The organism is Stenotrophomonas sp. 86428_Sma (genome assembly GCF_056481585.1).
Genome location: NZ_CM151156.1, coordinates 2,585,098 through 2,607,921, shown reverse-complemented (window position 1 = coordinate 2,607,921; position 22,824 = coordinate 2,585,098). Strand labels below are relative to the sequence as shown.

Here is a 22,824-nt window from a genome sequence, read left to right as displayed (position 1 = left end):
ATTCGGCATTCAAAGGACTGCAGCGGTCTCGGCAGTGGCAGGCGCTATGCGATGGGACAGGGCAAGCAGGGGCATCGCCCGCTGCACCGCCAGCCGTGCGCGCTGGATCAGAGCGTCGTTGTGCACGCGGCCCTCGGCGAAATCGCGGTCGGTGGCGTAGACGCCGAGGGGCAGGGTGCGCGCCTGGAAGAAGCTGAAGAGCGGCCGCAGCTGATGATCGATCACCAGTGCGTGCCGCTCGCTGCCGCCGGTGGCGGCCAGCAGGATGGGGGTGTCGACCAGCGCATCCTGGTGGATGAAATCGAAGAAGTGCTTGAACAGGCCGGTGTACGAACCGCGGTAGACCGGCGTGGCCACCACCAGTACGTCTGCCTGTTCAACGGCCACCAGCTGCCGCTCCACAGCCTCGGGCAGCTGCGAGCGCCACAGCGCACCGGCCAGCTGCGGCGCCAGTTCGCCCAGCTCGATCAGGTGCGGCTCGCAGGCAACGTCCTCGCCGATCAGGTCCAGCAGGTGCTCGGCCAGGGTTGCAGCCCTGGAGGGGCGCTGCAGTCCGCCGGAAACGGCGACGATACGGAGGGGGCGGGTCATCTGTTCGCTTTCAGCAGGGGAGGGGCTCCTTCGGGCAATCTGCGGGGGCGCAGTCCTGCAGGCCGGCGAGGTGACCGGGCTGGCAGGCAACCGAAGGCATGACCCGATCCTAGTCATGCCCTTCCATGACGTAAAATGGTATTACTTCACCAATCCATGAGCGGCATTCATCGTCATGTTGGAACGGATCCACCTCAGCATCGTGCAGCAGGTCGAGCAGCAGGGCTCGCTGACCGCTGCCGCCGGCGTGCTCAACCTGACCCAGTCAGCCCTGAGCCACAGCATGAAGAAGCTGGAGCAGCAGCTCGGCACCGATGTCTGGCTGCGCGAAGGCCGCAGCCTGCGTCTGACCCACGCCGGGCAGTACCTGCTGGCGGTAGCCAACCGGGTGCTGCCGCAGCTGGACCTGGCCGAAGAGCGGCTGGGCCAGTTCGCCCAGGGCGAGCGCGGCGCGCTACGCATCGGCATGGAATGCCACCCGTGCTACCAGTGGCTGCTTAAGATCGTCTCGCCCTACCTGGCGGCGTGGCCGGACGTGGATGTGGACGTCAAGCAGAAGTTCCAGTTTGGTGGCATCGGCGCGCTGTTCGGCTACGAGATCGACCTGCTGGTCACGCCCGATCCACTGCTGAAGCCGGGCCTGAAGTTCGTGCCCGTGTTCGACTACGAGCAGGTGCTGGTGGTGGCCAAGGGCCACGCCCTGGCCAAGGTGGACCACGTAAAGCCGCGCCAGCTCGGCCAGGAAGTGCTGATCAGCTATCCGGTTCCGTTCGAGCGCCTGGATATCTACAACCAGTTCCTGCTGCCGGCCGGCATTACGCCGCGGCGCCACAAGACCATCGAAACCACCGACATCATGATGCAGATGGTGGCCAGCGGCCGTGGCGTGGCCGCCATGCCGCGCTGGCTGGTGGAGGAATATGCCGCACGCATGGACGTGGTGCCGGTGCGCCTGGGGGCGAAGGGCATTCCCAAGCAGATCTACCTGGGCGCGCGCGAGGCCGATACCGGTATCGACTACCTGCAGGCCTTCGTCGAACTGGCGCGTAACAGCACGCCGATTGCCGGCAATGTGGGCGGAGCGCGTTGATGCCGGCCGGTACCTCATCGCAGGCGGACGCCTTCATCAACGCCTTTTCATTGGAAGTCAGCGCGAAGGCCATGCCGGCACTGCGCGCCGAGGCGGCCCGCATCCGGCGCGGCACGGTCATCTCCATTCCCTGGCTGGCCAGCGAGGACGACGATGCACGCCTGGCCGCCGCACGCACGGTGCGCGAGCTCGGCTTCGCGCCGATGCCGCATCTCTCCGCCCGCCGCATCGGCTCGCACGCAGCGCTTGAGCGCTTTCTGGAGCGCGCCACCAGCGAAGCCGGGATCACCCGCTGCCTGCTGGTCGCGGGTGACCTGGCCACACCCGCCGGGCCGTTTGCCGACAGTGCTTCAATCATCCAGACCGGTCTTCTGGAGCACTCCGGGATCAAGGTCGTTGGTATCGGCGGGCACCCGGAAGGCCACCCGGTGATGAGCGCTGACGATCGCTGGGAGGTGCTTGGGCGTAAATGCCAGGCCATCGAAGCGCGCGGCATGGCCCCCTTGGTCGTCACCCAGTTCGCCTTCGATGCCGATATCGTGCTGGCCTGGCTGGATGCGCTGCGCGCCCGTGGCATCACGGTTCCGGTACTGGTGGGCGTGCCGGGCCCGGCCAGCATTGCGCGGCTGGCGCGCTACGCCGCGATGTGCGGCGTGGGTGCCAGTGCATCGATGCTGGCGCGGTACGGCATCTCGATCGGCCGGCTGCTGGGAACGGCAGGGCCGGAGGTGTTCATGGATCGCCTGCTGAGTGGGCTGACGGACGCCCATGGCCCGGTCAGCCCGCACTTGTTCCCGTTCGGCGGTATCGCGCCATCGCTGGAGTGGGTGGAGCAGTATCGGCGGAGCATTTACAGCAGCGGCGGCTGAAAATCCGGGCAGCGGCGCATCCCAAGATCGAGGCGCTCTGCAATGCGCTGGGGATTGATGTCTCCGGCACGATTGATCAGGACCACGACCGTTCTTCGTTGCGCAGGAACGTGCCGCAAGTACCCAGTAAAGCCTGCGGTTCCGCCTCCGTGACCGACTACATTGCCGTCATCGGCAACCTGCCAGCCGGCCCCCCAGCCCGCCTTGCTTCCGTTGGAAAGAACCGTGTCGCACCACATGCGCCTCAGCGCACCATCAGGTAGCAGCCGACCCTGGTCCAATGCCACAGCAAGGCGTGCCATGTCATCGATGCTCGCCAACAGGCTGCCGGCCGCCCACGCCGAACCCGCAGCAGTGGGCGGTGGGTCGTGCCACTGGCCATCCTGGAATAGATGCCCCTGGGCAATCCGGCGCCGATCCTCTGAGCGGCGCGGTCCCGCGTCGCGCATGCCTAGCGGCGACAGGATCTCTTCCTGGAGAACGTTCCAGTAATCCATGCGGGTTGCATGTTCGATGGCCAGACCGAGCAGAATGTAGTTCGTATTGGAATAGGCATGCCGCGTACCTGGCGCAAACTCCAGCGGCATCTGCTCCACCCCTGCCAACAGTTCACGGGGTTGCGGACTCGTCGGCATCAATCGCAGGAAGTTGTCTTCATTCAAATAATTGGGAATGCCGGAGGTATGGCTCAGCAGCCGCAGCAGTGAAGTGGATGCCCACTCTGAAGGCAGTCCCTCCACATACAGGCCGATGGGCGCCGTGACGTCGAGCAACTGTCGCTGCTGGAGCCGGAATACCAGCAGCGCCGTGAACACCTTGGTAATCGATCCCAGCTCGAACACGGTATGGCGATCAATCGGTGAGGGCCGGGTGTCGGTGCGTCGGCCCGCCGTGGCTAGCGCGGCGATGCGCCCATGATCTACCAGAACGGCCGCCAGGCCAGGCTGCTGCTCGGCCCGCAGCAGCGCGGCCAGCGAACTGCAGCTGCCTGAAGTACGCCGGCTCGCCAGTGCAGACCGGGCAGACAGGCCGCAGCCGGCAGCCAGTAGTGCTGCACACAGGTGGCGCCGGACAGGATCGTTGCGCATGGCGTATCAGCTCGCAGCGGCATTGTGGCAATGGTATCGCGGGTCGAGCAGGCCGAGCGGATGAGGCGGGTGTCCCGGGTGGGTCCGCACTGTGGCTGTTGGCAGCGTGGCACGCCGCCACATCACCTACGAAGGCTGACAGCTGTCACTGGCTGCAACCTTGGGGGAAGCGAATAGTGAGCGCCAAGGCGAGGGCGCCTCGCCACCACTCAGCCACCACTCACCAAGGGGACCGCTCATGAACATGCTCCAGCAACTCGCCGCACAGACGCCGATCTGGGTCTGGCTGCTCCTGGCCTTCCTGATCACCCGCGGCATCGCCGCCATGAAGCCAGGGGAGACCTCGCTGCAGAAGCTGGCGATCGTGCCCGCCCTGTTCGCCGCCTGGGGTGCGTGGTCGATCAGCCATCGCTTCGGCACGTCGCTGACTGCCTGGAGCGAGTGGCTGGCCGGCATCGCCACGGGTGCCGCGCTGGCCTGGCCGCTGCTGAATCGGCTGAAGCTGACGCTGGACCGCAGCACCGGCAAGCTCTGGCGCAACGCGGACTTCAGCCTGCTGCCGCTGCTGCTGATCACCTTCCTGGTCAAGTACGGCTTCGAAGTCGCATTTGCGGTGTCGCCGTCGCTGACCGCCAACGCCGGCTTCAGCGCCGCCTACCTGCTGCTGGCAGGCGGATTCACCGGCCTCTTCATCGGCAAGTACTGCCGCTATCTGGCCTCGTTGCGACTGGGTGAGGCAGGTAAAGGGGTTGGGGTGGCAGGCTGAAACCAGCTCCGTCGTGACGCGTCACATTAATAGCCCCAGAGGGTAGTGCCGGCCGGTGGCCGGCACCCCTTGTCCCTACAGACTCCAATCAACCCGCATGCCCGCAATCAACGCATTCGGCAGGTCCCGCTGGCGGGCAGGTTCGTTGAACTGGTCCGGATGCACGATGTAGTGCAGGTTCGGCGCGACCCGGAGCTGTGGGGTGAGCTGGATGCCATAGCTCAGTTCCATCATCACCTGGCTCCCGTGCGGCGTGCCGCTACCGCCGGCCGCGGCGCGGGCAAGGCGCAGGTTCTCCAGCGCGATGCTGCTGTACTTCTGCTGGGTCACAACGAAAGCGATGCTGTCCTGCGGCCGGCTGGTGAACGTGCCTTTCTGCACCATGCCAGCCTGCAGGAAATGATCCTCGATCAACTGGCCGGAGGTGCCCTTGAGCGCCGCACCGAACAGGGTCAGGCCGCGGCCGCCACCATCACTGGTGAGCTGTTGCTCGAAGCGGGCGAACGCACCGGATCGGCCGCGACGGGACGCATAGTCCTGCCCGCTGAGCAGCGCCGGGCTGCCGTTGGCATCTCGCAGCGGATCCAGATAGGTCGAGTTGTCCTGCCAGCCACCGAGTTCGTAGCGGGCTTTCAGTCGTGCCGAAGCAGGGCTGCGCCAACCGAGCGTGTAGGGCACGATCCAGCCGGTGGCCTGGTTCGTATTCCACTTCAGGCCGTGCTGGCCATCCTCCGCCTGGCTGGGATCGACCTGGTAGGCGCCGACGCGCACATAGACATCGGGCGTCACCCAGGCCGTGGCATCGGCCATCCAGCTCGATACCGGCCACCAGGTGAAATTGCTGGTGCGGAACACGTAGGTCGGGTTGCCGCAGGCCGAATTGCCCTGGAAGTACTGGCACAGCTCCGAACCGAGGTGATGGATGTTGGCGACGCTGCGCCCGGCCTCCAGCACCAAACGGTCGTTCAGCAGTTTCTGCTCAAGCGTCAGGTTGGCCAGGCGCGTGCCCTGGCCGCCGTAGATTTCCTGCGCCGAGGTGCTGTTGCCAGTACGGCTGTTGGCCAGGTTGGTGCCATGGCGGTTGATGCCGTAGGCCTTGATCGTCGCGCCCCGCCAGCCAAACGCAGCGTCCAGGTTCACGTCGGCACCGAACATCAGCTGGCCGGCATACGCCGTGCCGCTGCGCTTGCCGCCGTCGAGCGTGGCAGCCGCTTCACCGGTGTACGCCAGCTTGGGGGTGAGGACGTCGCTCGCGTCGGCGGCTGCGGCCACGGACGGCAGGGCCAGCAGGATCGCTACCGGCAACAGGCGGCGGGAAGAGCAGGTCATGGGCGAGGTTCCTTTTACAGGGTGGGAGCCGTGACCGGCTTCTTGAGGACGCGCAGCGCGACAGCGGTGACGGCCACGCCGGCCACCAGTGCCAGCAGGTAGACGCCAAGGTGGGTGACCGCGTTCGGGATCGGCAGCACGAACACACCACCGTGCGGCACCTTCAGCTCGACACCTGCGGCCATCGAGATCGCACCGGCCACGGCCGAGCCGAGAATCAGCGCCGGAATGGTGCGCAACGGATCGCGTGCGGCGTAGGGGATCGCGCCCTCGGTCACGAAGCTGAGGCCGAGCACGCCCGCGGCACCAGCGGTGCCGCGCTCCTCGGCAGTGAAGCGGTTGCTGAACAGCCATGTGGCCAACGCGATGCCCAGCGGCGGCGTCATGCCGCCGATCATCGTCGCAGCCATCGGCGTGTAGACCTGGCTGGAAATCAGTGCGGTGGAGAACGCGTAGGAGGCCTTGTTGACCGGCCCGCCCATGTCCACCGCCATCATTCCGCCCAGCAGCAGGCCCAGCAGAATCGCGCTGCTGCCCTGCATGCCGCGCAGCCAGTCGGTCAGCCAGGCCAGCAGCCCGGCAACCGGCGTGCCGATCACGTACATCATCAACAGACCGACCAGCAGCGTGCCCAGCACCGGCAGGATCAGCACCGGCTTGAGGCCTTCCAGGCTGCGTGGCAGGCGCAGCGCACGGTTGATCCAATGCACGCCGTAGCCGGCGATGAAACCGGCCAGGATGCCGCCAATGAAGCCTGCATCCATGTTGACCGCGACCAGTCCGCCGATCATGCCCGGCGCGATGCCCGGGCGATCGGCGATGGAGTAGGCGATGTAACCGGCCAGCGCCGGCACCATCAGCATGAAGCCGGACTTGGCGCCGATCTGGAACAGCGACCAGGCCAGCGTGCCCTTGTGTGCATCGTCGAAGGCATAGATGCCGCCGAGCGCGAACGCCAGTGCGATCAGCAGGCCACCGGCAGTGACGAACGGCAGCATGAACGACACGCCGGTCATCAGGTGCTTGTAGGGGCCGGTGGCTCTGGCCTTTTCGGTGGTGCAGCCTGAAGCCGGCGTACCCGCCTGCACGCCGGCCTCGACCAGCGCCTTGCGGATCAGGTTCTGGCCGTCATTGATCGCCGGCTTGGTGCCGCTCTTGAACAGGCGTTTGGCAGCAAAGCGCGACAGATCGACTTCGCGGTCGGCGGCGATCAGCACCAGGTCGGCGGCAGCGATTTCTTCGTCGCTCAATGCGTCCTGCGCGCCGACCGAGCCCTGGGTTTCCACCCGGATCGCGTGGCCCAGTGCCTTGGCCGCCTGCTGCAGGCCTTCGGCCGCCATGAACGTGTGGGCGATGCCGGTCGGGCAGGAGGTAACGGCGACGATGTGCTTGCCGGCGTCCGCGGTGGGCGCGGTTGCCGACGTCGCGGCAAGCTGCGCCAGTACGGCAAGCGGGTCGTCCAGCACTTCACCGAGGCTGGCGCGTACGACCTGGGCGTTGCCGAAGCGGGCGGCATCCGCCTCGCCGTCACCCACCAGCAGCAGCTGCGTTGCGGCGGCGGCCTGCGTGGCGGGCAGTGCCCCGGTCACGCCCTGGTCGCTGCGGATTTCGATCGCCAGTTCAGCCCCTTGCTGGCGGGCGGCGCGGCGCAGCGCTTCGGCGGCAAGAACCGCCTCGATGCTGCGTTCGCCTGCGGCGATGACTACGGTGGAAGCTTGCATGGGCACTCCTGGAATTCTTCGGGTTCGTCCTTGCAGGAGGGGGCGGGCCAGCCGCAGCACCCTCTGCTGGGGTTTCAATCCAACCGCTCGATCAGTACATCGCCGGTCCACGCGCGCACCTGCGCCGGGTCCAGTCGTCGCGCGTCACCGCTCTCCAGCCGGCTCATCGAGAACGCCGTCGCCAATCGGGCGCAACCCGTCAGATCCAGGGAGGGCTCCAGCAATGAGGCGGCAATGCCGGCGACCATGGCATCGCCGGCACCGACCGTGCTGCCGCGTGCCAGTCGCGCCGGTCGCGCGACCAGAGCGCCGCTGCGATCAATGAACAGCGCGCCGTCAGTGCCCATCGAGATCGCTACCAGTGCGACTCCGCGCTCGACCAAGGCGTGGCCTGCGGCCCGCAGGGCGCTGCGATCCGGCAGCGGCGTGCCGGTCCAGGCCTCCAGTTCGTGGCGGTTGGGCTTGATCGCGTAGGGCAGTGCGCCCTGTGCGCCGCTCAACGCGGCGGCAAGTGCGTCACCACTGGTGTCCAGCAGTACGCGCGCACCAGCGGCGCTCGCCTGCGCCTGCAGTCTCGCCCATGCATCGGCTGGCAGCCCCGACGGCAGGCTACCGGACAGCACCACTGGCTGGTCCGGCTGGAGCAGGGCGTCGAGCCGGCGCGATACCGCGTCCAGATCGGCGTCACACAGTGACAGACCGGGCAGGTTGATGTCGGTGGTCTCGCCGCTGGCCTCTTCGACCAGCTTGATGTTGGTGCGGGTGCGGCCCGCAACGCGCAGGCAAGCGTCTGCGATGCCGCGCTCGGCGAACAACGCGCTGAACACGCCGTCGTTGCCATTACCGAGCACGCCCATCGCGGTGGTCGGCACGCCCCAATCGGCCAGGCAGGCGGCCACGTTGATGCCCTTGCCGCCGGCGTCGTCGCGCGAGCTGCGGGCACGATGCACATGGCCCGGTTGCAGGTGCGCCAGCCGCACGGTCTGGTCAATCGCCGGGTTCAGGGTAACGGTGAGGGCGTGGGCGCTCATGCGCGCGCTCCATCAAGGGCACGCACCTGCTCGGCGGTTTCGCAGTCCAGCGCGGTAGTGGCCAGCGCTTGCAGATCGGCCAGCGCGTTGCCACGCAGGCGTGCCTTCACGGCCGGGATGTCGTTCGGGGTCATCGACAGTTCGTCCACGCCCAGGCCGGCCAGCAGCATTGCACCAAAGGGATCGCCGGCCAGGCCGCCGCAGACGCCAACCCAGCGCCCATGCAGGCGTGCACCTTCCACCGTGGCGCGGATCGCGCGCAGCACGGCCGGGTGCAGGCTGTCGGCCTCGGCGGCGAGTTCCGGGTTCTGGCGGTCGATCGCCAGCACGTACTGGGTCAGGTCGTTGGTGCCGATCGAGAAGAAGTCGGCATGGCGCGCCAGCACATCGCTCTGGGCAGCGGCGGCCGGGACTTCAATCATGATCCCGATCGGCACGTCGGGCGCCTCGAGCTCGGCGCGCAACCGTTCGCAGATGGCGCGCAGTGCGATCAGCTCGGGCACCGAGGTGATCATCGGGAACATGATGGACAGGCGTGCGCCGTCCTTCGCCGCGCGATACAACGCACGCAGCTGCGGTTCCAGCAGGTCGGGGCGGCGCAGCAGCAGGCGCGCGCCACGCACGCCGAGGAACGGGTTTTCCTCGCGCGGCAACTCCAGGTGAGCAACCTGCTTGTCGCCACCGATATCGAGCGCGCGCACGATCAGCGGGCGGCCGTCGAGTGCCTTGGCCATCGCCACGTACGTGGCGTACTGCTCATCCTCGCTGGGCGTACTGCCACGTTCGAGGAACAGGAACTCGGTGCGCATCAGGCCGACACCTTCCGCGCCTTGCTCCAGCGCCAGTGGCACCTGCTCGGGCAGGTTGACGTTGGCGCCGATGTCGATGCGGTGGCCGTCTGGGGTCTGTGCCGGCTGCGCGCGTTGCGCCGCTTCACGCTCGCGGATCTGCTGCTGTTCGGCGATCCACGCACGGGCCGAGGCGAGATCGGCCTCGGACGGAGACAGGTAGAGCCGCCCGCTGTTGCCATCGATGATCGCCTCGCGGCCCGCACTGATCGCCAGCAGCTCCGCGCCGGCGGCAACCAGCGCTGGCAAGCCGAGCGTGCGCGAGAGAATCGCGGTGTGCGAGGTCGGCCCGCCCAGCACGGTGGCGAGGCCGAGCACGCGGCCGGTATCGAGGTTGGCCGTGTCGGACGGCGACAGATCAGCAGCGAGCAGGATGCAAGGATGTGCAGGCAGGTCGGCAAGGCCGCCACCCGCCGCAGACGGATCAAGCTGCGCCAGTACGCGCCGGCCCACGTCACGCATGTCGGCCGCGCGCGCGGCCAACACCGGGTTGCCCAGTGCCGCCAGGCCGGAGGCGATCTGCTCGATGGCCTGGTGCCAGGACCACGCAACGCCATGGCCTTCGACCATCAGCTGGCAGGTGCGGGTAATCAGATCGGTGTCGTCGAGCAGCGCGGCCTGCGCCTTGAAGATTGCCGCATCCGAAGCGCCTAGCCGGCGCTGGGTGTCGTCCTGCAGCGCGGCCAGTTGTTGGCGGGTGCGGCTGAGCGCGTCCTGCAGGTGCGCGCCGCCTTCGCCGAGTGGGGTGGGGCGGTCGGCGACCTCAGCCTGCGTGCTGGCCAGCACATGCACCGGGCCGATCGCCAGCCCTGGGCTGGCGCCGATGCCGACGATCGCCGCCTGTGCGTCGGGTGGATTCCAGCCCGCAACCGGCGCGGCCTTGCGCTGCGCTGCGCGCTCGGCATCGGCCTTTTCCTGTGCCACCAGCCCGTCCATGACCTTGCGCAGTGCGGCCAGCAGGGCAGGGGCATCGGCGCCCTCGGCAGACACGCTGACCGCGTCGCCATGGCGCAACCCGAGCTGCAGCAGCGCCACCAGGCTTTTGGCATCGGCAGCCTGATCGCCCGCGCGGACCTGTGCGCGGGCCGCGAAGCCGCGCGCTGTTTCGGCCCAGCGCGTGGCCGGGCGCGCGTGCAGCCCGCTGGGGTAGGCGATGGTCCAGTCGAAACGCTCGGCCAGGTCCGTCACCGGCACAGTGGGAGCCGTGGTCGAAACATCGCCAGCCAACGCGTTGATGATCTCGCTCGCATCGGCCGTGGTGAACAGGCGCTGCAGGGTCGCGTCATCCTGGATCAGCCGGGTCAGCCGCCGCAGCAGGGTGATGTGGGTATCGGACTGCGCGGCAATGCCGACCACAAGGCGGGTGACCTGGCCCGGGTTCCACTCCACGCCTTGCGGGAACTGCAGCACGGCAATGCCATCGCGGCGCACCAGGTGACGGTCCTCACCCAGCCCGTGCGGAATGGCCACGCCATGGCCGAGGAAGGTATTCGCCAGCGCCTCGCGCCGGCCCATGCTCGCCTCGTAACCCGGCGCAACGCAGCCGGCGGCGACCAGCATCTGCGCCACCTGGGCGATGGCGTCGGCCTTGTCGAGCGCCCGCGCATCCAGGCGGATCAGTTCCCGGTTGACGGGGGCTGGGGTAGTCAAGGGCTGCAAGGCGGGCTCCGGGAAGGGGGTGCTGTGGCGTATTGGGAACGTTCCCACTCATCATTTCAATGTGCACTGCACAAAAAGCCAATAGTCCTTTGGCGTTAGCATTGTCCTGAATGGCCATCCGGCCTCGAACAGCGACAGTTTCCGGGAACGGTTCCAATGAGCATCAGCATCAACGACGTCGCGCGCGTGGCGGGGGTCTCCAAGTCCACGGTGTCACGCGTGCTCGGCGGCGGCCCGGTCAGCGAGGCCGTGCGTGGCAGGGTGGAGGCGGCGATCCGCCAGACCGGCTATCACCCCAACCTGCAGGCGCGGCGCCTGCGTGCCCGGCACACCGGCATCATCGGGCTGATCGTGGCGGACATCCGCAACCCGTTCTTCACCGCGCTGATCCGAGCGGTGGAGGAGGTTGCCTATCGTGAAGGCCTGCGCGTCACCCTCTGCAACACCGACGAGGACCCCGAGCGCGAGGCCCTGTATCTGCAGTTGATGCACGAGGAGCGCATCAGCGGACTGATCTTCGCGCCCACCCGGACCACGGTGGGCCGCCTGGAGCGGCTTTCACTGGACTATCCGACGGTGCTGGTGGACCGCGCCGCACCCGGCGGGTCGATCGACAGCGTGGTGCTCGACAATCCGGCCGCGATGGCGGGCCTGGTCGAGCATCTGGTCGCGCGTGGCTATCGCCGCATCGGCGGCCTGTTCGGCAGCACCAGCACCACCGCAGCCGAACGTCGCGACGGCTATCTCGCTGCGATGCGTACACATGGGCTTCAGCCGGATTACCGCGAGGTTGAACCTACGGCTGAAGCGGCCATTGCAACGGTCGACCAGTGGCTGGCTGGCCCATCGCGGCCGGAGGCGCTGGTCGCCAGCAACAGCCTGCTGCTCATGGGAGCGTTGAAGGCCGCCCGCAGTGCAGGGTTGGCAATTCCTGGCGGGTTGGCGCTGGCGGGCTTCGACAACGAACGCTGGACCGAGATGGTCGAACCGGGCATCACCGTGATCGAACAGCCGGTCGAAGAGATGGGGCGCGCAGCGATGTCGTTGCTGCTTGAGCGCCTGCGCGCGCCGGAGCTGCCGGTACGCCGGCTGGTGATGACGGGCCGGTGCGTGGTGAGGGGATCAACTGCATGGAATCCAGAAGGACGACAACCAAGGTCCAAGGCATGAGAGGACATCAAGGCCGACAGGCGGGTCGTCGCATGATTCGGCTGCTTATGCTTGGAGCCTGCTTCCTGACCGGATCCTTGCTTGCGGAGACATCACCACCGAAGCGCACCTGGCTTGTGAGCGGCGCGGAGCTGATCACGCTACTGCAGGGAAAAGGGGCTGACGGATTCTGTGCCAGCGAACAGTGCCGGAGTCTGTCCATCGCCCGTGCCAATGCCTACATCCAGGGTGCTGCCGATACCAGTCGTGGCCAGTGGTGCGGCCAAGGCCAGATCCGTCCACATGAACTGGCCGATCGTGTCACCTCCCATCTTCAGCAATTGCCCCAGGAGCGCTTGCAACAGAATGCTTCTTCGCTGGTTGTGGAAGGCCTGCGAACAGCGTTTCCTTGCGAACGCCGGGCATTGCACGGTGGCATCGGACAGTCCAGGGAAAATTGACCCAGCCTCGTTGAAGTGATTTGCCAGGCTTGTTCCCCCCGCAACCGGGGGTTGGCAGCAAGCGCCGCCGTCGAGAAAATCCGCGTTTTGACTGCAGATTGCTTCGGCTCGGGAACAATCCCAGCGCTCCACATTCCAGACCAAGCAGTCCATAACCGGCCTTCCACGTCGAAGTAGCATCGACGCTTGGAGCATTGAGCACTTCCGCTGAATGCGTTCGGTCTACGGAAGCTATTGGATGAACATGAAGCGGACGACGGCGGGCGGCCCCGCTCCCATGCGCGGTGATCGGCGGGATACCGAGATCCGGAACTACGTGATGAACCTCGGCCCCCAACATCCTGCGGCACATGGGGTACTGCGCCTTGTGCTTGAGATGGATGGCGAGACCGTTGTGCGCGCGGATCCGCATGTGGGCCTGCTGCACCGGGGTACCGAGAAGCTGGCGGAGTCCAAGCCCTTCAACCAGTCCATCGGCTACATGGATCGGCTGGACTACGTATCCATGATGTGCAATGAACACGCCTACGTACGTGCGATTGAAACCCTTCTGGGAATCGAGGCGCCCATCAGGGCACAGTACATCCGCACGATGTTCGATGAGATCACCCGTATCCTCAATCACCTCATGAACATCGGAACGGGCGCGCTGGACCTGGGCGCCATGGCCGTGATGCTCTATGCATTCCGGGAACGCGAAGAGCTGATGGACTGCTACGAGGCGGTATCCGGCGCTCGAATGCATGCCACGTATTACCGGCCCGGCGGTGTGTACCGTGATCTGCCTGACCAGATGCCGAAGTACAAGGAGTCACGCTGGAAGAAGGGGAAGGAGCTGCGGCGGCTGAACGCCGCGAGAGAAGGGTCGCTGCTCGATTTCATCGAGAATTTCACCCGCGAATTCCCAAACCGCATTGATGAGTACGAAGCCCTGCTCACCGACAACAGAATCTGGAAGCAGCGCACGGTGGGCATTGGCGTTGTGACCCCGCAGCAGGCCATGGACTGGGGCATGACCGGGGTGATGCTGAGAGGCTCGGGCGTGGCGTGGGACCTGAGGAAGAAGCGCCCCTACGCGAAGTACGATGCCGTTGACTTCGACATTCCGGTCGGCAGCGCCGGTGACTGCTATGACCGCTACCTGTGCCGGGTCGCGGAGATGCGACAGTCCAACCGCATCATCCGGCAATGTGTCGACTGGCTTCGCGCCAACCCCGGCCCGGTGATGGTCCAGAACTTCAAGGTGGCGCCGCCGTCCAGACAGGAGATGAAGTCCGACATGGAAGCGCTGATCCATCACTTCAAGCTCTTCAGCGAAGGCTACCAGGTGCCGGCAGGTGAGACCTACGCAGCGGTCGAGGCGCCCAAGGGCGAGTTCGGTTGCTACCTGATCTCCGATGGCGCCAACAAGCCGTTCCGGGTGCACCTGCGTGCTCCCGGCTTCGCTCATCTCTCTTCTCTGGATGAAATCGTCAGGGGCCACATGCTGGCGGATGTCGTCGCCATGATTGGCACCTACGACATTGTGTTCGGCGAAGTGGATCGATGAGGAACCGGCTCAGCCCACGCATGGGCTGAGCCACGCTCCGGCGGCCGCGAAGGGAACAGCCATGTGCAGCCTGAGCAGGTCTTCCACGGTGCGTGCCCCGCCCATCTCCAGGTCGAGGATGCCGGGCTCCAGGATTGATCCCAGCAGAACACCGACCGCGATCGCATGAAGGCTGCGCGCCGCAGTGGCTGTATCAACGCCCTCACGGAGCTGGCCCAGTGCTCCTGCACGCCGGTATACAAGCTCCAGCATGCGGATCTCCGGCATCGCGCACGCCGCGAGCACGTCGCCTATGCCGCCCAGCTCATGTGATGCACCAGAGCGCAGCAGAAGCTCAACCGTTCGGCGAACGCGTGGGGTGCGGCGCGTGTGATCAAAGACCCTGACCAGGTCCGCAAACAGAAGCTTGAACGGGTCACTGCACTGCCGGATGGCGGCTTCCCGCAGTCCTTCGGGTGCATCTGGCCGCCCTCGCGCGGAAAGTTCACCCAGCAGGTTCTGACGGGACCCGAAGTGCCAGTAGATCGCGCCGCGCGAATGGCCGCACTCGGTGGCGATCAGCTCCAGCGTGGCGCCCGCGGGCCCATGGCGCAGCAGGCACACCAGTGCGGCATCGAGGATCCTCTCGCGCGTGGCCTGTGCGTCCTCCCTGGTTCTTCTAGCCATGGCACGGTTGCATCCCTGCTGTTCGATGAGCGCGCGGTCGCGCGTCCTGATCGTCCTTAGACAAGGCGATGGGACGGACCATGGCCACAGCGCTGCACCGGGATCTGCGGCGTTTGAATGTCGATCTTCGGCTCATTGGCGGGGGCAGGGCAGGACAGTGAGCCAAGCCACAGACCATCGGCGGCGAGACGCGCAGACTTCAGCGCGGGATCGTCCGCCTCGGACGGCTCGGTGGCCAGCTTCTTCTTCATCCACTCGATCCACTGCGACGCGGATACCTGGGTCAGGTCCAGGCGGATGATCAGGGCCGAGAGCATTGCAACGTCGTGCCGCCTGCAGCCCTCGACCACCGATTCCACGTAGGCGTTGGTGAATGCGCCGGAGCGGAGCCCGTTGGCACGCATTCTCCGTTCCACATCCTGATTGAAGTTCTGCAGCCAGCACGAGAAAGTGGCGTCGATGAGATCCTGCTTGCAGTAGAAGTGATGGAACATCGCGCCACGGCTGACGCCCGAGCATTCGAGAATCTCACTGACGGTCACCGAAGACCGGCCATTGCGGACGATAAGCGCTGCCGTTTCGCGGATGAGTATGCCGGGCACACGCACGGACGAACGGTGGGTAGCGTTCAAGAGAGTTTTCCTCATGTAGCGGGCGACGTACGATCCGCCAGGCCGGTACGGGCTGGCGGGTTGCCGTTCGAGCCAGTCAGTGATGCGCAGCGGATGCTTCGCTTTCGGCGCTCTTCCGGGAAGCGATGGGCCTGCCGATTTCAATCTCCGGGTCTCCCTTCTCGGGTTGCCATGCCCCCAGTGCCAGCTGCACCTGCACGTGGGCCATCAGCAGCTCGGCCTGTGCCGCGGCAAGCGCTCTGCGCGCCTTCTCGAGCAGCGCCTGCTGCTGCAGGCCGGCATCCTTCGGTTCGATTCCGGCGTCCACGCGGGAAGAGGCATAGGCCGAAGATCTGCTGCTGAGTGCCTCGGCATTTACTGCCTGCTGCATCCTGATCTGGGAACTCGTCCACGCATGCAGGGAGTCCTCACTCTCCTTCAGCGCCGTCAGCACGGTCTGCTCGAAGGCATGCCAGTTCTGATCACTGCCGGCGCGAGCGGCTTCCTCCCTGGCCTTCTTCCGGCCAAAGCTCAGCCACTCCCACTGAAGCTCCGGGCCGGCCGAATAGCGCTTTGCACTGGAATCGCCCAGCGAACCGAACGGTGCAAGGATGCCGCCGAAAACATTCAGCGTGAGGCGCGGAAGGTGCGCGCGCTCGGCGAGTACGACGTTGCCAAGGCTTGCTCGCAGTAGTGCATCGGCCTTGGCGACGTCTGGCCGCCGCGCCAGGAGGTCGGTCGGCTGCGCAAGCGATGCAAGATCCGGTGGGGCCGGCAGTGGAGCCGGGGCCAGCAACGCCTCCCAGGCGTCATCCTGCGCGGTCGGCGAGCGGCCTGCAAGAACCGCCAATGCGGCCCTGTCCGCCTGCAGCCGGGTAGCGGTTGCTGCCTCCTGCGCTACCAGCTCGGCGTGTTCGGATTCGACCGCAAGTGCCTCCCTGCGATCGACCAGCCCGGCCGCATACCGTGCCTTCACACGCACAACGCGCGCCTTGCTCAGCTCAACCTCCCGCTCAAGAGAGGACAGGTTGATCTGGTCCATCCTGAGCAGGAAGTAGTTCTTCGCAACCTCGGCCTGGAGCACTGCGGCAGCTGATCTCGCGTCAGCCGCCGCCGCATCGGCCTTGCGATCGGCCATGGCTGCGGCGGTGCCAATGCGCCCAAACAGATCCAGCTCCCAGGAGAACATCTGTCCGGCGGACAGCAGTCTCTGGGAAGGGGGGCGGGGAAGATCCTGGCGATAGGGATCCGCTTCGATCTGGGCGGACTGCATGGCTTCGGCCTTGACCTGCAGCGCACCGCTCGGCAGATAGTCCTTGCGCGCTGCGCCTGCCAGTGCGCGCGCTTCCACCACGGCGGCAAGGGCAGACTTCAGGTCATGATTCCCGCGCATGGCCAGGCTGACCAGCGCATCCAGGTTGGGGTCGGAGAAGTCCTTCCACCATTGCCTGTTGGGCGTCCCGGGCAGGACATCCGCATCCAGCGCCGCCGGCGTGGGGGCCTGGCCCACATGATGCCGGGCTGCGGCGTCAGGGATCTCGGTCCTGGGAGCCACAGAGGCGCAGCCAGAAGACAGGGCTACAAGCACAGCAATCGACAGGCAGGCAACTCGATTTCCAATAGCCATGATCATGCCTCCTCGGTCGGGTGAATGCGGTAGAGCGCGGCATACAGCGCTGGAATGAGACCCAGCGTGATCAGCGTTCCAAGGGCGAGGCCGCCGATCATCACGATCGACATGCTGGTCCACATGGAACCGCCAAACAGCAGCAGCGGGACAAGGCCGAGAATGCAGACCATCTTGGTCATCACGATGGGGCGCAGGCGCTTTGCCGCAGCCTCTTCAATGGCCTGGAGAGGGGGCAAGCCATCGCGCTGGCCTTCGTCGATCGCATCGATGAGCAGAATCGCGTTGTTGACGATGATGCCGGCAAGTGCGAGCAGCCCCAGTGTTCCGATGAAGGTCAGGCTGGTGCCACTCAGCTTGAGTGCCAAGGTCGCGCCGATGACCACGAACGGAATGCTCGCCAGGACGATCAGGCTCTTGCGGATGCTCTCGAACTGCCATACGAACAACAGGAACATGGCAGCAAGGCAGAGCGGGAGCAGCTTCTCGATGCCTTCGTTGGCACTCTTGCTTTCTTCGATCTCGCCACCGAGTTCAACCCGCACGCCCTGCTTGCGGAATTCGGAAAGAAGTGGCTCGACCTTGTCCGCGATCCCCTGGGCCGTCAGCTCGGAGCTCTTTGCAAGCACGGTGACCGCGCGCATCTGGTTCACTCGCTGGATTGAAGACAGCTGCGGCGCCAACCGAAGCTTGGCCACCTGGCCCAGGGGCACGCTTCCGCTGCCATCCGCCTTCTGGATCGGGAGTGCCTCAAGCTGGCCGATATCCGTGCGCAGTGCCGCTTCTCCGCGGAGGATGACCGGGAGAACGGTGTCGCCCTCACGATAGCGGGAAATCGTTGCGCCGGTCAGCAGCATGTCCATGCTCTTGGCGATGTCCGCGCTGCTGATGCCTGCGGCCTGGGCCTTGGGCTGATCGACGTCCACATCAAGCTGGACAACCTGGCGTTCGGCATCGCTGGATACATCCACCATTCCCGGCGTGTCCTGCAGCGTGCGCAGCAGCTTCTCGGCGGCAATCCGATGTGCGCCGTCGCTGCTGGAGATGCGGAACGTCGCAACGCCGGCATCCGAAGATCCCATCGAGAACCGCTTGGGCTCCACCCGCACGTCCGGGAAGTGTGTTGCCATCACAGAACGCAGCCGCTCAATGGCCGCTTCATGCTTGACGCCCTTCGCAAGGGACAGCACGGCATACGCGCGGTGTCCTGCGGGAGTAGGGGGATTGAGTGCCAGAATGAAGCGTGGGCCACCATCGCCCATGTACAGGGCGTGGCTGGAGATCTCCGGAACGAGCTTCTCGTCGGCCAGTACCTTGCTGATCTGGTGAGCAACCGCCATCGTATTGGCCGGACTGGAATCCGGGGACAGCTCGATGGCCATCTGCAGCTGATGGCGCTCGGACGGCGGCATCAGCTCGTTGGGGACGGTGGTGAACAACCAGCCGGAGGTTGCCAGCAGTGCAACCATTACGCCGATGTAGATGGCCTTGTGCCCCAGGATCCAGCGGACCTTGCCGCGGTACCAGCCCGTCAGCCGCTCGACCGCGCGTGCGGTGCGACTGAGTTCGGCATGGTGATGGGCAAAGTACTTGCACAGCAGCGGAATCAGGGTAACGCCGATGACCAGCGACAACAGCAGCGCGATGGCCATCACGATGCCGAGGCTGCGCAGATACTCGCCGGTTTCCGTGCTGGAGATGGCCAGCGGCATGAACGCGAGGATGATCGCCAGCGAAGAAACCAGAAGCGGCACGAACATCGTGCTGCCTGCGTGAGCGGCAGCCTGGTCCGGCGACTCACCCAGCGAGAGCCGCCGCTCCATGTCCTCGGCAACCACGATCGCGTTGTCAACGAACAGGCCCAGGGCAATGATGATTGCACCCACCGAGATCATGTGCAGATCGATGTTCAGGATCTTCATGATTGCCATCGTCCCCAGCACCGTGGTCGGCACGATGGCGCTGACAATCAGGCCGGTCCTCATTCCAAGGAACAGCACGACGACCGCCATGACGATGGCCAGGGTCTCCAGGAAAACCTTGGCAACACGCAGCAGCTGGGTGGAAACAACCTCGGCCTGATCCGTGATCTGGACAAGCTGCATGCCGGCCGGCAGCGTTTCCGAAAGCCGTTCAACGTCGCCGCGCAGCAGATCGGCGAAGCTGACCACGTTGAGTCCTGGCGCCATGGAGACCGCTATCACCACGGCCGGCGTGCCATTGACGAATGCACCCGTCATCGGCGGGTCCTGGGTCACCCGTTCCACTCGCGCAAGGGCACCCAGCGGCACCGAGCCACCCTTCGGCAGCGGTATCGGCGTGCTCTTCAGCTGGGAGGGGTTGTCGGCGTCACCGCTCACGTTGAGCGTAATCTCCGAACCTCCGATCTCGACGTAGCCCGCCGGCGCAATCACATTGCGCCTGGAAACCGCATCGGCAATCACATTGGGGTTGAGCCCACGCGCAGCCAGGGAAGGCACGTCCAGGATGATCTGGACCTGCTCGTCCCTCACGCCGTGCAGCGAGACACGTTCCACCCCGGGCAGCCGGAACAGTTCATCGCGCAGGCGGCGGGCTTCTGCCCGGAGCTCGCCTGCGTTATAGCCATCGCCGGTCAGGCCCATGGTCATCACCGCAACCCGACCGAATTCGTCGTCCACGACCGGGCCAATCGTTCCCTCGGGAAGCTGGCTCTGAATGTCCCCCATGCGTGAGCGCAACCGTTGCCACACGATGGGAATTTTCTCCGATTCCACGGTGGGATAGAGATCAACGTAGGTGAACGCAAAGCCTGGACGGACAGTCGTCCGGATCCGCTTGACCTCCGGCATGCCACGAATGCTCTCCTCGATCGGGCGAGCGACCAGCTGCTCGACCCGGTCCACGCCGGCGCCCGGCATGAAGCTGAGTACCGTCGCCGTGCGAATGGTGATGGGGGGCTCTTCAGTGGACGGGAAGTCCAGCGCCAGAATGAGGCCGGTGAGGACGATCGCTACGATCGCCAGCAGGGTCAGGCGGGGACGCGCCAATGAGAATGAGGAGAGGCTCATTGTTCTGATCCCATCTTCATGTCGACAGGCTTGATCTGCGTGCCCGGGCGGATGGCCTTGGCACCCGCAACCACGACGCGCTGACCGGCGGAAATCTGCCCGCTCACCTCGATCCAGTCACCGTGATACTGACCCAGATCTACCTCCGCCAGCTCGGTCGTCTTGCCATCCTTTGCCAGCCGAAGCACCTGGCCCTTGCCGCCAACGGCAGACGGCAGAACAGCCCGAAATGGCACTTGAAGCCTGGCTGGGCCTGTATCCGTTCCAGTGATCCGGACCGACCAGGTCGAACCCACGGTCGCCGCCTCGGGCACTGCGATGTATGCGGTACGCACGCCGCCTGCATCAACGCGGCCGTCGACACGGAGCACCTTGCTCGCCACGGTGTCCGAGCCGCTGATCAGGTTGACCACCTGCCCAACAGCCAGAGGAGCTGTGCCCGGAATCGCGACAGACAGCTCGCGGCCCGCACCATCGACCTGGATGGCGACAGCGCCCGGGCCCACGGACTGTCCAACTTCAACGTTTCGGGCAGCCACGACTCCGTCAAACGTTGCCTTCAGCGTGGCTTCCCCTTGCGACCAGCCGGCGAGCTCGTGCTGCGCGCGGGCATTGCGGACGGCCGCATTCGCAGCCGCCAGTTCGGCCTTCGCGGCGGTCATCTCCGCCGGGCTGAGCGCATCAGCCTTCTGCGCAACATCCAGTCGCTCGACGCGTCGCTGGACCTCGTCCAGTGCGGCCTGCGCGCGTGCGACGTCGCCGGCAGCGGACGCCTCCTGCGCTGCAAAGGGGACCGGATCCAGTCGAGCAAGCACCTGTCCCTTGCGTACAACGTCACCCGGTTCAACAAGTACCGCGGAGACCTTTCCGGAGACCGGGAAGGACAGCTGTCCTCGCTGCGTGGCACGCACGGTGCCGATGTAAGCGCGCTGATCGCCAGCAGCCTGTCGAACGGAGGCGACATACGCGGTGCGGGCTTCTGCCGTCCCGCTCTCTGGTGTATCGGAACATCCCGTCATCGCGGACAGGGCAATGGCCAGCGCGCTGAGACGAGGCACCAATGACCAGGTCATATGGGTTTTCACGTTCGATTCCTTGTATGGGTGGTCAGTTCCACAGACCAGCGCGGTGTGGTCAGGTCTGCAGGCGGCGTAAATTTAGGGGGACACCTGGACCACGAACAGGACACTTCCGGACATGCCGGGGCTCGTACAGGTCATCTGGGACAGGCGGCGCACTCAAAGCGGCCATCCGGACAACGCAGTCCCACCTGAAGCCAGTCAGTCACATCGACGCTGGATCATCATCCGGATCCATCAGGAGCATTACCGGACACGCGGGGGGCCGTTTAGGCCACGCACGGTCTCCTGCATTGAAATCAGTCCCCCACGGGACGACTATGGGGACTGCGAAACGCCCCTTCGAAACGTGATGGCTGCCATCTCCAAGAATCTGCCGACCTCCATGGACTGGCGTGAGCCCGGTGAGGAACTCGCGTTGGACGCGACGTCTCTGAACGCCTCCGACGATCCAGGCTCAACGCACGAATCGCAGATCGCAGAAATCGTGCCTACCGGAGCCAGGGCCATCCTTGGGCTTGTTGAAGAACGGGGTTTCTCGCCGGAAGAGCTGTGCCGCGGGCTTGGTTTCACGTACCGCGATCTCTCGATGAGAGATGTAAGGCTGTCCTACAGACAGATGCGCAAGCTGTTCATGCGCGCAGAACGATTGCTGGACGAACCTGCATTGGGCCTCGCCCTCGGAGCCCGGCAGACACCCATCTCCTGGGGTGTTCCCGGCCTGGCGATGCTCACCTGCGAGACCTATGGGGAAGCCCTGAACTATGGGCTCAGCCACCAGCAGGCAATCGGCGCCATGCTGATTCACACGATCGAGGAAGCGGGTCGTGAAATCCGGATGGAGGTCCGATTCCGGCGCTTTGATATCCAGCTGGAATCCGTTCTTGTGGAGGATGCATTCGCTGGGTTCGTCGCCGTCAGCAGGTACCTAATTGGCCCCTCCTTTGCACCGCTACGGGTCGACTTTTCCCTACCCAAGCCCTCCGATCCGGACGTCTACCGGCGGTTCTTCCAGTGCCCGGTGCGCTTTGATGCAGGGATCAACCGCCTGACCTTCGACTCACACTGGTTGAGTGTGCGGCTGCCAGGCTTCGACCGGATCAACTCGAAGATCGTACGCGACCAGCTCGAAACGCTGCTGCCAATGCGGGGCGTGCGCAATGAAATTGTCGAATCGCTGTCGAGCCACCTGCGGTGCGACATCGAGACGACCACCCGGCAGAGCGAACTCGCAAGCCTGATCAATGTAAGCGAGAGAACGCTCAGGCGCCGGCTCAATCGCCAGGATTCGAGTTATCGGGAACTCCGCGATGAGGCCCGGTATGAGCGGGCCCGCGATCTCCTGCTGAACTCAGAGCTGAGCATCGCCGAGGTTGCAGACGCGGTTGGATACTCCGACGCCCGTGCATTCCGCCGCGCATTCAAGCGTTGGGCGGGTTGCCTGCCAACCGAGTTCCGGGAATCCAGGTAGACAGCATCCACCCTGATTCCAGCACGGCGGGTAGCCATCGGTAGAGACCGGGCCACCCAATGACGTCGGGGCTGCCGCCGGGCCGTGCTGCCGGTGGTGGTTGCGCGTCTGTAGTCCATTGCACCAGTGCGTGTGCAGTCCTCTCCAGCCACCCCTCCTTCACCTGGAT

General features: G+C 65.5%; 18 protein-coding genes. 7 read left to right on the top strand and 11 right to left on the bottom strand.

The annotated features are described in order from the left end of the window. Window positions 1-9: 9 nt before the first annotated feature. Window positions 10-591 (bottom strand): FMN reductase, encoded by a 582-nt coding sequence (gene msuE, locus ACZK3J_RS12015; RefSeq protein ID WP_049461152.1) that lies wholly within the window; start codon window positions 589-591, stop codon window positions 10-12. Window positions 592-766: 175 nt separating this feature from the next. Here msuE and ACZK3J_RS12010 point away from each other — a divergent pair, with 175 nt between their 5' ends. Both ACZK3J_RS12010 and ACZK3J_RS12005 read left to right on the top strand, forming a co-directional pair. Then, window positions 767-1,681 carry a LysR family transcriptional regulator gene (locus ACZK3J_RS12010; protein WP_478475839.1) on the top strand — a complete coding sequence of 305 codons (915 nt, stop codon included), beginning with the start codon at window positions 767-769 and terminating at the stop codon, window positions 1,679-1,681. After that, window positions 1,681-2,550: a methylenetetrahydrofolate reductase gene (locus ACZK3J_RS12005; RefSeq protein ID WP_134951246.1), complete on the top strand. Its 870-nt coding sequence runs from the start codon at window positions 1,681-1,683 to the stop codon at window positions 2,548-2,550. The genes ACZK3J_RS12010 and ACZK3J_RS12005 overlap by 1 nt, the downstream gene beginning before the upstream one ends. On the opposite strand, the gene ACZK3J_RS12000 is transcribed toward ACZK3J_RS12005, so the two are convergent. Continuing rightward, entirely contained in the window at window positions 2,532-3,638 is a 1,107-nt protein-coding gene (locus ACZK3J_RS12000) for a serine hydrolase domain-containing protein (protein ID WP_134951247.1), read from the bottom strand. The two genes, ACZK3J_RS12005 and ACZK3J_RS12000, sit on opposite strands and share 19 nt — an antisense overlap. Window positions 3,639-3,876: 238 nt before the next feature. On the opposite strand from ACZK3J_RS12000, the gene ACZK3J_RS11995 reads away from it, so the two are divergent. Next, a complete protein-coding gene (locus ACZK3J_RS11995) occupies window positions 3,877-4,404 on the top strand; it encodes a DUF6622 family protein (protein ID WP_134951248.1) in 528 nt (175 codons plus the stop codon). Between the two features lie 75 nt (window positions 4,405-4,479). Here ACZK3J_RS11995 and ACZK3J_RS11990 read toward each other — a convergent pair whose 3' ends face one another. The 4 genes from ACZK3J_RS11990 to ptsP form a co-directional block, all read right to left on the bottom strand. Next, a complete protein-coding gene (locus ACZK3J_RS11990; RefSeq protein ID WP_478475838.1) occupies window positions 4,480-5,733 on the bottom strand; it encodes a carbohydrate porin in 1,254 nt (417 codons plus the stop codon). A gap of 14 nt (window positions 5,734-5,747) precedes the next feature. Further along, entirely contained in the window at window positions 5,748-7,454 is a 1,707-nt protein-coding gene (locus ACZK3J_RS11985) for a PTS fructose transporter subunit IIC (protein WP_478475837.1), read from the bottom strand. A 74-nt stretch (window positions 7,455-7,528) separates the two neighbouring features. Beyond that, window positions 7,529-8,485 (bottom strand): 1-phosphofructokinase, encoded by a 957-nt coding sequence (gene pfkB / locus ACZK3J_RS11980; protein WP_277778420.1) that lies wholly within the window; start codon window positions 8,483-8,485, stop codon window positions 7,529-7,531. Beyond that, window positions 8,482-10,992, bottom strand: a complete 2,511-nt coding sequence (ptsP, locus tag ACZK3J_RS11975; RefSeq protein WP_478475836.1) for a phosphoenolpyruvate--protein phosphotransferase — start codon at window positions 10,990-10,992, stop codon at window positions 8,482-8,484. The genes pfkB and ptsP overlap by 4 nt, the downstream gene beginning before the upstream one ends. 156 nt (window positions 10,993-11,148) lie before the next feature. Here ptsP and ACZK3J_RS11970 point away from each other — a divergent pair, with 156 nt between their 5' ends. The 3 genes from ACZK3J_RS11970 to ACZK3J_RS11960 all read left to right on the top strand — a co-directional run bounded on the left by ACZK3J_RS11970 (window position 11,149) and on the right by ACZK3J_RS11960 (window position 14,151). Further along, window positions 11,149-12,162 (top strand): LacI family DNA-binding transcriptional regulator, encoded by a 1,014-nt coding sequence (locus ACZK3J_RS11970; protein WP_478475835.1) that lies wholly within the window; start codon window positions 11,149-11,151, stop codon window positions 12,160-12,162. A gap of 32 nt (window positions 12,163-12,194) precedes the next feature. Further along, window positions 12,195-12,602 carry a Rap1a/Tai family immunity protein gene (locus tag ACZK3J_RS11965; RefSeq protein ID WP_080356587.1) on the top strand — a complete coding sequence of 136 codons (408 nt, stop codon included), beginning with the start codon at window positions 12,195-12,197 and terminating at the stop codon, window positions 12,600-12,602. A gap of 244 nt (window positions 12,603-12,846) precedes the next feature. Next, window positions 12,847-14,151, top strand: coding sequence for an NADH-quinone oxidoreductase subunit D (locus ACZK3J_RS11960; RefSeq protein WP_414576614.1), 1,305 nt, complete (start codon window positions 12,847-12,849; stop codon window positions 14,149-14,151). Window positions 14,152-14,160: 9 nt separating this feature from the next. Here ACZK3J_RS11960 and ACZK3J_RS11955 read toward each other — a convergent pair whose 3' ends face one another. From ACZK3J_RS11955 to ACZK3J_RS11935, 5 genes are all read right to left on the bottom strand, one after another. After that, the gene (locus ACZK3J_RS11955; RefSeq protein ID WP_478475834.1) at window positions 14,161-14,817 is read right to left on the bottom strand and encodes a TetR family transcriptional regulator; all 657 of its coding nucleotides are present in this window, start codon (window positions 14,815-14,817) and stop codon (window positions 14,161-14,163) included. Between the two features lie 56 nt (window positions 14,818-14,873). Continuing rightward, entirely contained in the window at window positions 14,874-15,449 is a 576-nt protein-coding gene (locus tag ACZK3J_RS11950) for a TetR/AcrR family transcriptional regulator (RefSeq protein ID WP_478475833.1), read from the bottom strand. 76 nt (window positions 15,450-15,525) lie between these two features. Next, window positions 15,526-17,061, bottom strand: a complete 1,536-nt coding sequence (locus ACZK3J_RS11945; protein WP_478475832.1) for a TolC family protein — start codon at window positions 17,059-17,061, stop codon at window positions 15,526-15,528. After that, window positions 17,058-20,105, bottom strand: coding sequence for an efflux RND transporter permease subunit (locus ACZK3J_RS11940; RefSeq protein WP_478475831.1), 3,048 nt, complete (start codon window positions 20,103-20,105; stop codon window positions 17,058-17,060). The genes ACZK3J_RS11945 and ACZK3J_RS11940 overlap by 4 nt, the downstream gene beginning before the upstream one ends. Next, a complete protein-coding gene (locus ACZK3J_RS11935) occupies window positions 20,102-21,190 on the bottom strand; it encodes an efflux RND transporter periplasmic adaptor subunit (RefSeq protein WP_223276796.1) in 1,089 nt (362 codons plus the stop codon). Before ACZK3J_RS11935 ends, ACZK3J_RS11940 begins: the two co-directional genes overlap by 4 nt. Window positions 21,191-21,536: 346 nt before the next feature. On the opposite strand from ACZK3J_RS11935, the gene ACZK3J_RS11930 reads away from it, so the two are divergent. Then, on the top strand, window positions 21,537-22,655 hold the full coding sequence (locus ACZK3J_RS11930; RefSeq protein ID WP_478475830.1) for an AraC family transcriptional regulator: 1,119 nt from the start codon (window positions 21,537-21,539) through the stop codon (window positions 22,653-22,655). Window positions 22,656-22,824: the final 169 nt, after the last annotated feature.

Excerpts from the sequence above, each read along its gene's own strand:
- msuE (WP_049461152.1), bottom strand. The coding sequence starts at position 591 with ATGACCCGCCCCCTCCGTATCGTCGCCGTTTCCGGCGGACTGCAGCGC.
- ACZK3J_RS12010 (WP_478475839.1), top strand. The coding sequence starts at position 767 with ATGTTGGAACGGATCCACCTCAGCATCGTGCAGCAGGTCGAGCAGCAG.
- ACZK3J_RS12005 (WP_134951246.1), top strand. The coding sequence starts at position 1,681 with ATGCCGGCCGGTACCTCATCGCAGGCGGACGCCTTCATCAACGCCTTT.
- ACZK3J_RS12000 (WP_134951247.1), bottom strand. The coding sequence starts at position 3,638 with ATGCGCAACGATCCTGTCCGGCGCCACCTGTGTGCAGCACTACTGGCT.
- ACZK3J_RS11995 (WP_134951248.1), top strand. The coding sequence starts at position 3,877 with ATGAACATGCTCCAGCAACTCGCCGCACAGACGCCGATCTGGGTCTGG.
- ACZK3J_RS11990 (WP_478475838.1), bottom strand. The coding sequence starts at position 5,733 with ATGACCTGCTCTTCCCGCCGCCTGTTGCCGGTAGCGATCCTGCTGGCC.
- ACZK3J_RS11985 (WP_478475837.1), bottom strand. The coding sequence starts at position 7,454 with ATGCAAGCTTCCACCGTAGTCATCGCCGCAGGCGAACGCAGCATCGAG.
- pfkB (WP_277778420.1), bottom strand. The coding sequence starts at position 8,485 with ATGAGCGCCCACGCCCTCACCGTTACCCTGAACCCGGCGATTGACCAG.
- ACZK3J_RS11970 (WP_478475835.1), top strand. The coding sequence starts at position 11,149 with ATGAGCATCAGCATCAACGACGTCGCGCGCGTGGCGGGGGTCTCCAAG.
- ACZK3J_RS11965 (WP_080356587.1), top strand. The coding sequence starts at position 12,195 with ATGATTCGGCTGCTTATGCTTGGAGCCTGCTTCCTGACCGGATCCTTG.
- ACZK3J_RS11960 (WP_414576614.1), top strand. The coding sequence starts at position 12,847 with ATGAAGCGGACGACGGCGGGCGGCCCCGCTCCCATGCGCGGTGATCGG.
- ACZK3J_RS11955 (WP_478475834.1), bottom strand. The coding sequence starts at position 14,817 with ATGGCTAGAAGAACCAGGGAGGACGCACAGGCCACGCGCGAGAGGATC.
- ACZK3J_RS11945 (WP_478475832.1), bottom strand. The coding sequence starts at position 17,061 with ATGATCATGGCTATTGGAAATCGAGTTGCCTGCCTGTCGATTGCTGTG.
- ACZK3J_RS11940 (WP_478475831.1), bottom strand. The coding sequence starts at position 20,105 with ATGAGCCTCTCCTCATTCTCATTGGCGCGTCCCCGCCTGACCCTGCTG.
- ACZK3J_RS11930 (WP_478475830.1), top strand. The coding sequence starts at position 21,537 with ATGGCTGCCATCTCCAAGAATCTGCCGACCTCCATGGACTGGCGTGAG.